This window comes from Xanthomonas hortorum (genome assembly GCF_040279205.1).
GTDB classification, from domain to species: Bacteria; Pseudomonadota; Gammaproteobacteria; order Xanthomonadales; family Xanthomonadaceae; genus Xanthomonas; species Xanthomonas hortorum_F.
In genome coordinates, this window is the sequence record NZ_JBEOLS010000052.1 from 26,681 (window position 1) to 36,587 (window position 9,907).

General features: G+C 64.3%; 8 protein-coding genes. 6 read left to right on the plus strand and 2 right to left on the minus strand.

The window, feature by feature from the left end:
* Positions 1 to 15: 15 nt before the first annotated feature.
* Positions 16 to 951, minus strand: coding sequence for a LysR family transcriptional regulator (locus tag ABS769_RS17410; protein ID WP_317062645.1), 936 nt, complete (start codon positions 949 to 951; stop codon positions 16 to 18).
* A gap of 106 nt (positions 952 to 1,057) precedes the next feature.
* On the opposite strand from ABS769_RS17410, the gene ABS769_RS17415 reads away from it, so the two are divergent.
* The 4 genes from ABS769_RS17415 (at position 1,058) to ABS769_RS17430 (ending at position 5,869) form a co-directional block, all read left to right on the plus strand.
* Positions 1,058 to 1,468, plus strand: coding sequence for a DoxX family protein (locus tag ABS769_RS17415; protein WP_317062646.1), 411 nt, complete (start codon positions 1,058 to 1,060; stop codon positions 1,466 to 1,468).
* Between the two features lie 33 nt (positions 1,469 to 1,501).
* Entirely contained in the window at positions 1,502 to 2,320 is an 819-nt protein-coding gene (locus ABS769_RS17420; RefSeq protein ID WP_317062647.1) for a dioxygenase family protein, read from the plus strand.
* Between the two features lie 314 nt (positions 2,321 to 2,634).
* A complete protein-coding gene (locus tag ABS769_RS17425) occupies positions 2,635 to 3,879 on the plus strand; it encodes a putative DNA modification/repair radical SAM protein (protein ID WP_023905300.1) in 1,245 nt (414 codons plus the stop codon).
* 550 nt (positions 3,880 to 4,429) lie between these two features.
* Positions 4,430 to 5,869 (plus strand): UdgX family uracil-DNA binding protein, encoded by a 1,440-nt coding sequence (locus ABS769_RS17430; protein WP_317062649.1) that lies wholly within the window; start codon positions 4,430 to 4,432, stop codon positions 5,867 to 5,869.
* A gap of 328 nt (positions 5,870 to 6,197) precedes the next feature.
* Here ABS769_RS17430 and ABS769_RS17435 read toward each other — a convergent pair whose 3' ends face one another.
* The gene (locus ABS769_RS17435) at positions 6,198 to 6,755 is read right to left on the minus strand and encodes a fasciclin domain-containing protein (protein ID WP_023905297.1); all 558 of its coding nucleotides are present in this window, start codon (positions 6,753 to 6,755) and stop codon (positions 6,198 to 6,200) included.
* Between the two features lie 398 nt (positions 6,756 to 7,153).
* Between ABS769_RS17435 and ABS769_RS17440 the strand changes: the two genes are divergently transcribed.
* Both ABS769_RS17440 and ABS769_RS17445 read left to right on the plus strand, forming a co-directional pair.
* Entirely contained in the window at positions 7,154 to 7,801 is a 648-nt protein-coding gene (locus ABS769_RS17440; RefSeq protein ID WP_317062650.1) for a hypothetical protein, read from the plus strand.
* A gap of 315 nt (positions 7,802 to 8,116) precedes the next feature.
* Positions 8,117 to 9,754 (plus strand): Na+/H+ antiporter, encoded by a 1,638-nt coding sequence (locus ABS769_RS17445; protein WP_317062651.1) that lies wholly within the window; start codon positions 8,117 to 8,119, stop codon positions 9,752 to 9,754.
* Positions 9,755 to 9,907 lie beyond the last annotated feature (153 nt).

Below are 9,907 nucleotides of genomic sequence, written 5' to 3' on the forward strand. Positions count from 1 at the left end.
ACGTGGGCCGACAGGTTAATGACCACTGCCGGGACGAACTGTTGCCGAGGCCGCCAGACCAGGTGCGCAATCGCCCATCGTCTCGACCAGGTAATCGATGAAGCTGCGCACCTTCGGCGCCAGATGGCTGCGGCTGGTATAGACCGCGAAGATGCCGATATCGGCCAGCTCGTACTCGGGAAGAATGCGTACCAGGCGCCCGGCGGCGAGATGATCGTCGGCCAGAAAATCCGGCTGCATCGCAATGCCCTGGCCGGCCACCGCCGCCGCGCTCAATACATGCCCGTTGTTGGCGCGCAGCCCGCCGTGGATGCGCACAGTGGTATCGCCATCGGGGCCATGGAAGCGCACCTCGTCGCCATTGGGCGAGTAGTGATAGAGCAGGCATTCGTGGCCGGCCAGGTCGGACGGATGCCTGGGCGTGCCCGCGCGTGCCAGATAGGCCGGCGCCGCACACGTGAGCAACCGCACCTTGCCCAGCTGGCGGGCGATCAGCGTCGGCGCCGGCTGGCGGGTGATGCGGATGGCCACATCGAAGCCTTCTTCCACCATGTCGACCAGGCGGTCGGACAGCGACAGGTCGAGCTCCACCTGCGGGTAGCGCGCGCGAAAACCCGGCAGCAACGCGGCCAGCCGCTCGATGCCGTAGCTCACCGGCGCGTTGACGCGCAGCACCCCGGCCGGCTCCAGCGCCTGGGCGCCCACGGTGGCCTCCAGGTCGTCCAGATCGGCCAGCAGCTGCAGGCAGCGCTGGTAATACGCGGTGCCGGCACTGGTCAGGCTGACCCGCCGGGTGGTGCGGTTGAGCAGGCGGGTGCCCAGCCGCTGTTCGAGCGCGGCGACCTGGCGGGTGACGCTGGCGGTGGAGCGGTCCAGCGCATCGGCCGCAGCGCTGAAGCCACTGCGTTCGGCCACTGCGGTGAACACGCGCATTGCGTCGAGGGTATCCATGGTGGATCCGATTATTGCTTTGATCGCAATAAATTATCCGAATCAAAACTATTTATCAGAAATTTGTAAGCAATAGGCTATGCAGGTCGTCACCGGAGTCTGTCGAATGTCCACTTCTTATGCATCCCCGCGTACCGCCGCTTACGGCACGGCCTTGTTGCGCATGAGTCTGGGCGCGCTGTTCCTGGTGCATGGCCTGACCAAGCTGCTGGTGTTCACCCCGGCCGGCACGGCGGCCTATTTCCAGTCGCTGGGCCTGCCGGGCGCGCTGGGCTACCTCACCATCGCATTGGAACTTGGCCTGGGCCTGTCCTTGCTGTTGGGCATCTACGCGCGCTGGGTGGCGCTGTTGGGCGTGCCGCTGCTGCTGGGCACCATCGTCAGCGTGCATGGCGCCAATGGCTTCGGCTTCTCCAATCCGGGCGGCGGCTGGGAATATCCGGTGCTGTGGGCGGTGTTGCTGATCGTGCAATCGCTGCTGGGCGATGGCGCCCTGGCGTTGAAGCCGGCGCGCTGAGGCGGTTTGTCTTTACTTTACGAGGAGTCGTCCATGACCCGCTTGCCTTCCCTGTACATCTCGCATGGATCGCCGATGACTGCGCTGCAGCCGGGGCAGGTCGGCGAGCGCCTGGCCGAGCTTGCGCAGACCTTGCCGCGGCCACGCGCGATTGTGGTTGCGTCCGCGCATTGGCTGGGCCGCCGCCCGCTGGTCAGTGGCGCGGCGCGGCCGGCCACCATCCACGACTTCGGCGGATTTCCTGCGCCGCTGTACGAGCTGGAGTATCCCGCGCCTGGCGAGCCGGCGTTGGCGCAACAGATCCTGCGTCGGCTGGAACAAGCCGGCCTGCATCCGCACCTGGACCCGCAGCGCGGCTTCGATCATGGCGTGTGGGTGCCGCTGCGCCTGCTGTATCCGGCTGCCGAGATTCCGGTGGTGTCGGTGTCGATCCAGCCAGAGCTCGGCCCGGCCCACCAGTTCGCGGTGGGCCGCGCGCTGGCACCGTTGCGCGATGAGGGCGTGCTGGTGATCGGCTCGGGCAGCATCACCCACAACCTGCACGACGCGCGCCAGGGCTACAGCGCCGAGCGCGAGGCGCCCTACGTGCGGCCCTTCATCGAATGGACCGAACGCAAGTTGCTGGAAAACGACATCGCCGCGCTATTGGACTATCGCCGCCAGGCACCGCAGGCCACACGCGCGCATCCCACCGACGAGCATCTGCTGCCGCTGTATGTGGCGATGGGCGCCGTCGGCGACGACCGGCTCGGCGCGCTGCGCATCGATGCCGGTATCGATGCCGGCCTTCTGGCCATGGATATCTACCGTTTCGATGGGGATCGCGCGCTTGCGGATCCGGTTGCCGCATGAGTCCACCGTGCTTGCAGCACGCAGGCATTGTGGCCGACACGTAAGGTGCCGGCAGCATGCCGATACCGTTGCCATCAGGCATGTGCAGGTGACACGCTGGCACCATAGGCATCATGCATGGATCAGACGGCTCGCCGCCCCGCAGCGATGACGTATGGCGGCGGACTGGGCACCACCGCCATCACGTAGGGCGACGGTAGCCAGCCAGCCGCACAACGCCAAGGCATGGCGCCCGCACCACAGCGCTCTGAAGCATTCACGATGCGTGCTGTGCAGTCTCATAAGCTGAGACGCCTTCGCTGCGTCCTGCTCGCGTGAAAATCCTCGACAAGCTCGCCGTCCTCGCCGACGCCGCCAAATACGACGCCTCCTGTGCCTCCAGTGGCGCCAACAAGCGTAATTCGCTCGGCACCGGCGGCATCGGCAGCACCGAGGGCATGGGCATCTGCCACTCGTACACGCCCGATGGCCGCTGCGTCTCACTGCTGAAGATTTTGCTGACCAACTTCTGCATCTTCGATTGCGCGTACTGCGTCAATCGGGTGTCCAGCAACGTGCGCCGCGCGCGCTTCACGCCGGAAGAAGTGGTCACCCTGACGCTGGATTTCTACAAGCGCAATTACATCGAAGGCCTGTTCCTGTCCAGCGGCATCATCCGCAACTCCGACTACACCATGGAGCAGCTGGTGGAAGTGGCGCGGCAGCTGCGCGAGGTGCATCACTTCGCCGGTTACATCCATCTCAAGACCATCCCCGATGCGACGCCGGAGTTGCTGGCGGCGGCCGGTCGCTACGCCGATCGCCTGAGCATCAACGTGGAGTTGCCGACCGAGCAGGGCCTGACCTTGCTGGCGCCGGAGAAAAGCGTCGGTGGCATTCGCGCGGCGATGGGCGAACTGCGTTGGCGCATCGAAGAGAATCAGCTCGAGCGCAAGGCCGAAAAAGTGCGCCGCGCCAAGCCGCCGCGCTTCGCACCGGCCGGGCAGAGCACGCAGATGATCGTCGGTGCCGACGACGCCAACGACCGCAGCATTCTGGACACCAGCCACAATCTCTACGGCAATTACCGGATGCGCCGGGTGTATTACTCGGCGTTCAGCCCGATCCCGGATGCCTCGTCCAAGTTGCCGCTGCAGGCACCGCCGTTGCAGCGCGAGCATCGGCTGTATCAGGCCGACTGGTTGTTGCGCTTCTACGACTTCAGCGTGGAAGAGATTGCGCCGGCGCAATCCAGCGGCATGCTCGATCTGGACGTGGACCCGAAGCTGGCGTGGGCGTTGCGCAATCCGGAGCGCTTTCCGGTGGATTTGAACGCGGCGCCGCGCGAGATGCTGCTACGCGTACCGGGCCTGGGCACGCGCAATGTGGAACGCTTGCTGTTGTCGCGCAGGCATGCGCGCTTGCGGGTGGGAGATCTGGCACGGTTGCGGGTGCCGATGAAGAAGCTGCTGCCGTTTGTGAGTGTGCTGGATCATCATCCGCGCCAACGATTGGACGATCCGGTGCGGTTACGCGCGCAGTTGGCGCCGGCACCGCGACAGGCAAGTTTGTTCGATTGATGCCTGTCCCTTCTCCCATCGGGAGAAGGTGCCCGAAGGGCGGATGAGGGTACGGCCGCACGCATGACTTGGAAGTTCTTGATTGCTTCTACGAATCCCCAATTCCTACCACCGAATCACTGCTCCAAGAGCTTCCACGCCTTGCGGCGCGGGTTACTTTTGTCTTGGCAAAAGTAACCAAAACCGCTGTCGCCTGACGCGATCCGGTGCGATACAGCCGCACCGGTGCCCTGTGCTCCTCGCCATGCGCGGCACGGCGCCCAAACTCGCTGCGCTCAGACAGGGCGCCTCTTCGGCCACGCATGGCTGCGGTGCGCGGCTCGCTCTAAGGCGACTTGGTGCAGCAAAATCAACGGCGACAAGCGACAAGCGACAAGCGACAAGCGACAAGCGACAAGCGACAAGCGACAAGCGATAAGCGATAAGCAGTAGCAGTAGCAGTAGCAGTAGCAGTAGCAGCAAAAGCCCGCGAGAAAATCGCAACAACGCAACGATAGTGCCGCCAGTAGAGCGATGGCGAGATCGGAAATCTTGAGGTCAGGTGTAAGCGATGTTCAGCGCTGAAGTTGAGCCAGGTTGGAGTCTTGATGCATGGCGTGTGCTGGCGCGGGCGGGGTGGTGTGCGCAGGTGGAGCCTGACTCCATTGCGTGGAATGGTGGCGTGCAGGGTGGCTTGTTGATGGGGCAGGGGCTGCTGGACCTGCCGGCGGTGGTTGCCGCGCCGCGAGTCTCGGCAGAGTTTTTGCAGATGGCGGGGGCGGTGCTGTGTCATCGCGACCCGCAGCGCTATGCGGTGTTGTATCGGTTGTTGTGGCGGGTGGCGTCCGGCGAGCGGGCGTTGCTGGAGCGGGCGACCGATGTCGATGTGCACCGGGTGGCGCAGTGGCAGAAGGCGGTGCAACGCGATACGCACAAGATGAAGGCATTCGTGCGCTTCCGGCGCTTGCCCGGCGAAGAAGAAGACTTTGTGGCGTGGTTCGAGCCCGAACACTGGATCGTGGATCGGGTGGCGCCGTTTTTCGCGCGCCGTTTCGCCGGAATGCGCTGGGCGATTCTGACTCCGTATCGCAGCGTGCGCTGGGATGGCGAGGCGTTGACGTTCGGCGAGGGTGCGGTGCGCACCCAAGTGCCGGCCGACGATGCGCAGGAGACGCTGTGGCGCACCTATTACGCGCATATCTTCAATCCGGCGCGGCTCAATCCCACCATGATGCGGCAGGAGATGCCGCAGAAATACTGGAAGAATCTGCCCGAGGCGAGCTTGTTGCCGGAGCTGATCCGCGAGGCCGGCGTGCGCGTGCGCGAGATGGCCGAGCGTGCGCCAGAGCCGGTGCGGCGGCGAGTGCCGGTCGCGCCAGCGCCGGTCCCGGAAGTGGCCACGCAAAGCCTGGCGCAGTTGCGCGTGGCCGCGCGCGATTGCCGGCGTTGCGCGTTGTGGCAACCGGCAACGCAGACGGTGTTTGGCGAAGGGCCGAACGATGCATCGGTGATGGTGATCGGCGAGCAGCCGGGCGACGAAGAGGATCTGAGTGGGCGTCCGTTCGTCGGGCCGGCCGGGCGCCTGTTCAACATGGCGCTGGGCGAGATCGGCATCGATCGCGACACAGTCTATGTGACCAACGCGGTCAAGCATTTCCGCTTCGAGCAACGCGGTAAGCGGCGTCTGCATCGCAACCCGGAACGGGCGCATGTGCAGGCCTGCAGTGGCTGGTTGCATGCAGAGCGCGCACAACTGCGTCCGGCGCAGATCGTGTGCCTGGGCGCGACTGCGGCACAGGCGGTGTTGGGAAGCGGCTTTCGCTTGATGCGCGAACGCGGCCAATGGCAGCGCCTGGACGATGGCACGCCGGTGCTGACCACCGTGCATCCGTCATGGGTGTTGCGTCAGCCAACGACGGCCGCACGCGAAGAAGGCTATCGCGGGTTTGTGGAAGATCTGCGCCAGCTGCTGGACGTACCGATGTCGGCGGGCAGCTCGGCCGCGCCATAAAAAAATACGCGTGCAATGGCACGCGTACGGTGTCGGAGAACCAAGACACCAAGTGGAGCCACTGAGCAACCAGTGACTCCATCACCGCCGCTTCGCGGTTGGGTGGCGAGACCTGAAACGTAGTTCCAGGTACACGCGGATTGGCCTACAAAAAAGCGTTTGTCCACGTCGACATATGCATGGATGCACCGAGGCCGCGCGCGTTCAAAATGTCTCGATAACGCCAGCGCACGTGACGGTTGCGCCCCATCGGCGGAATCCCCCTGCATTCCGCCGATGGACTAGCTGCGCATGCAATGACAACGACGTGCCTTGCAGCCAGATGCAATTACGGCATCAACACCTTGTCGACCACGTGGATCACGCCATTGCTCTGCACTACATCGGCGATGGTGACGTTGGCGGTGTTGCCCTTGACGTCGGTGATCGTGACCTTCTTGCCATTGAGTTTTGCGGTGAGCGGTTCGCCCTGCACGGTGGTCAGCGTGGCGCTGCCGCCGCCGGCCTTGATCTTGGCGATCAGCGAAGCGGCGTCAACCTTGCCCGGCACCACGTGATAGGTCAGCACCTTGGTCAAGGTGGGCTTGGATTCGGGCTTCAACAGGGTGTCGACGGTGCCGGCCGGCAATGCGGCAAATGCGGCGTTGGTCGGGGCAAACACGGTGAACGGGCCCGGGCCCTTCAACGTCTCGACCAGGCCAGCGGCCTTGACTGCGGCGACCAGGGTGGTGTGATCCTTGGAGTTGACCGCGTTGTCGACGATGTCCTTGGTCACCAGCATCGGCGCACCGCCCACCATCGGGTTGGACGCCGCGTAGGCGGGTGCCATCGCGCTGGTCAGGGCAATGGCGGTGGCAATGGCAAGCGACTGGAATGAGGTCTTCATGAGGCATCGATCCTTTGGGTAGGCGATCACCTGGATGGCAATCGTATAGCTGGATACGCGGCCGGATGCGGCGCGGATGCATCACGCGTTTTTTACATGGAGATGCTGTGCTGCAACGCCATCGCACATCCGTCCTGGCGAACTGCGGATCGGGTGGCCTGCGGTTGAGTCTGTTCGATCCGCGTTGGCCACGCATGCAGACTGACGTTTTAAACACTCTATGGCGAACCTGCGATGCAGGGGCCGCGCGATCAGCCGTTACCAAGCCCATCGGGTCGTAGCCGTCGCACGACCACCCTAATGCTGCACGAATGTTCGCGATTGGCAGAAGCGGCGCCGGACACTGCAATTACCATTCATGCCCTTGCGTGATGATCAGTGCTCAGAGGCTGTAGAACATGAAATCCAAAAAGAGTGAATTCAATCGATTGGGACTGCCGGCATGGTTGGCGGCAGGCGCGCTGGTGTTATCCGGCACTGCACAGGCAGCAGCCGTCACGCCAACGCCAACGCATGCGCCGTCAGCGACCGCTGCTGTCCCTGCGAGTGACATCTATCGGCCAGCTCAGAAATGGATCGTCCCGGGCGAGTGGGAATTCACGGTGGATTCCGCACGCGTGGCCAAGGTGAAAATTCCCAATTACGGCGGTGGTTCCTGGGTTCCTACGCAAGTGATCCTGCTGACCTATAGCTATAAAAATATCGGATTCGACGACAGCGCCAATTACAAGGACGGCGGCCCGTCGACGCTGGCGTTTTCGAAAGCGCATATCGACGTGTCCGACGCCAACGATGCGGACAACGGCGGCGCAGGTAATTACCCCGTGCGCATCAAGCTCGTCGGAGACGCTGACGGTCAGAAGCCCGGGCAGCAGATGGTCGGCGCGCAGTGGCCGTACGCCTTCAAGAAGAAGGTCAAGGCGATCAAGGTGACGGTGAGTCACTACGATTCCAAGCTGAAACTGCATCAAGCGACCTTCCTGGTCCCGGTCGAGGGCACTGGGCCATCGAAGCCGCACGCGAACAAGCACGTTCACCACAGTTGATCCCGTCCAGCCAATCTGCATAGGCATGCAGCCGGCATGCGTGACGTGGCGAGCGATCACGTTGCCGGCTGCTTTCATCCTCGTGTCGGCCTGTCCATCCGGCAGCGTATCCACCGTGTCTGATCGACAGACACCCGCCACAGAGCTGCAGCAGCAGCACACCCTCGTGGCGGTCACCGTGCAGGGCCGCGCCCAGGCCCAGGCGGCGCGGTGGTTTCATCGCCGCCTGCAAACCGGTATGTTCCCTTCGGCGCGTTAGTTGTGCGTTGCACGATGCGATGCCGTACGCGCACCGTTTCTTCTTCCGGGTTTTTCATGCATTCGATCGATGTCGTCCTCGCCATGTTGCTGGCGGTCGCGGCCAGCGGTTATCTGATCCGCATCCTGCCGTTCTCGTTGCCTTTGCCGTTGGTCCAGATCGCGCTCGGCGCGGTGGTCTCCGGTGTGTTCGATGCCGGGCACGAGCTGGAACCGGAGTTGTTCTTCCTGTTGTTCCTGCCGCCACTGCTGTTTCTGGACGGCTGGCGCATTCCCAAACAAGGCCTGTTCCGCGACAAGGCGGCCATCCTGGAATTGGCGCTGGGCCTGGTGGTGTTCACCGTGGTCGGCGCGGGCCTGCTGATCCATTGGTTGATCCCGGCGATGCCGCTGGCGGTGGCCTTCGCGCTGGCCGCGATCATCTCGCCGACCGACCCGGTGGCGGTGTCCTCGATCGCCTCCAAGGTGCCGATCCCCAAGCGGCTGATGCACATCCTGGAAGGCGAGTCGTTGCTCAACGATGCCTCCGGGCTGGTGTGCTTCCAGTTCGCAGTGGCTGCGGTGCTGACCGGCAGCTTCTCGATCGCCACCGCCTCGCTGACCTTCCTGTGGGTGGCGCTGGCCGGGCTGGCATTGGGCGTGGCGACCACCTTCGGCCTGAGCCGCATCCAGGCCTGGATCTGGCGCCACTTCGGCGAGGAGCCGGGTTCGGCGATCCTGGTCAACCTGCTCACCCCGTTCGCGGCCTATCTGCTGGCCGAAGCCTTCCATGCTTCGGGCATCCTGGCTGCGGTGGCCGCCGGCGTCACCATGAGCTACGTGGAAATGGCCGGCAATGCGCCGGGCAATATGCGGCTGCAGCGCTCGGCGGTGTGGGACACGGTGCAGTTCACCTTCAACGGCATCATCTTCGTGCTGTTGGGCGAGCAGTTGCCGGGCATCCTGGACGGGGCGGTGCGCAGCGTGCAGGAAGCCGGGCACCTCAATCCATGGTGGCTGGCAGTGTACGTGGCCACCATCAGCGCCAGCCTGATGGCGTTGCGCTTCGTATGGGTGTTCCTGTCGCTGCGCTGGAACATCTTCAAGGCGCAGTGGCGTGGCGAGGCGCATGTCAGCCCGCCGTGGCGCATCGTGGTGGCGGTGTCGCTGGCCGGCGTGCGTGGTGCGATCACCCTGGCCGGCGTGCTCACGTTGCCGTTGATGCTGGAAGACGGCTCACCGTTCCCGGCCCGCCAGTTGGCGATTTTCCTGGCCGCCTCGGTGATCCTGGTCTCGTTGCTGGTCGCCAGCGTGGCGTTGCCGCCGCTGCTGCGCGGGCTGGAGCTGCCCGAAGAAGAAGACGAACAGCTCAAGGAAGACCTGGCGGTGAAGGCCGCCTCGCAAGCCGCGCTGGAAGCGGTGGAAAAACTGCGCCAGCGGCTGGTGGATGGCAGCAAGCATGCCGAGCGCTACAACGCGGCCGCCAATCAGGTCAGCCAGCGCTATCAACGCAAGCTCGGCGCGGTGGACATGGCAGAGACCGACCCGGAAGAGGCCGGTGCCTACGAACAGGCGCTGCGCCAGTTCCGTCATGCCGCATTGGTGGCCGAGCGCAACGAATTGTTCAAGCTCGCGCGCCGCCGCGAGATTTCCGACGACCTGTCGCGCCGGCTGGTGCGCAATCTGGATCTGATCGAGTCGCGCAAGCGGGCTTGACGCGCTGATGCGCGCGGGAATAGAGAATCGGGATTGGGGAATCGCAGGAGCCGCAGCGGTCGCGCCGCCCGGGTTGTGTAGGAGCGCGCTTGCGCGCGATGGGGCGTTTTCGGGTTACCCGGAATCCGCTGCAACCGGGGGCCCACGGGGGGG

What these genes read in the sequence shown, in the direction of transcription:
- ABS769_RS17420 (WP_317062647.1), top strand. Translation starts at nt 1,502, where the DNA reads ATGACCCGCTTGCCTTCCCTGTACATCTCGCATGGATCGCCGATGACT.
- ABS769_RS17415 (WP_317062646.1), top strand. Translation starts at nt 1,058, where the DNA reads ATGTCCACTTCTTATGCATCCCCGCGTACCGCCGCTTACGGCACGGCC.
- ABS769_RS17440 (WP_317062650.1), top strand. Translation starts at nt 7,154, where the DNA reads ATGAAATCCAAAAAGAGTGAATTCAATCGATTGGGACTGCCGGCATGG.
- ABS769_RS17430 (WP_317062649.1), top strand. Translation starts at nt 4,430, where the DNA reads ATGTTCAGCGCTGAAGTTGAGCCAGGTTGGAGTCTTGATGCATGGCGT.
- ABS769_RS17410 (WP_317062645.1), bottom strand. Translation starts at nt 951, where the DNA reads ATGGATACCCTCGACGCAATGCGCGTGTTCACCGCAGTGGCCGAACGC.
- ABS769_RS17435 (WP_023905297.1), bottom strand. Translation starts at nt 6,755, where the DNA reads ATGAAGACCTCATTCCAGTCGCTTGCCATTGCCACCGCCATTGCCCTG.
- ABS769_RS17445 (WP_317062651.1), top strand. Translation starts at nt 8,117, where the DNA reads ATGCATTCGATCGATGTCGTCCTCGCCATGTTGCTGGCGGTCGCGGCC.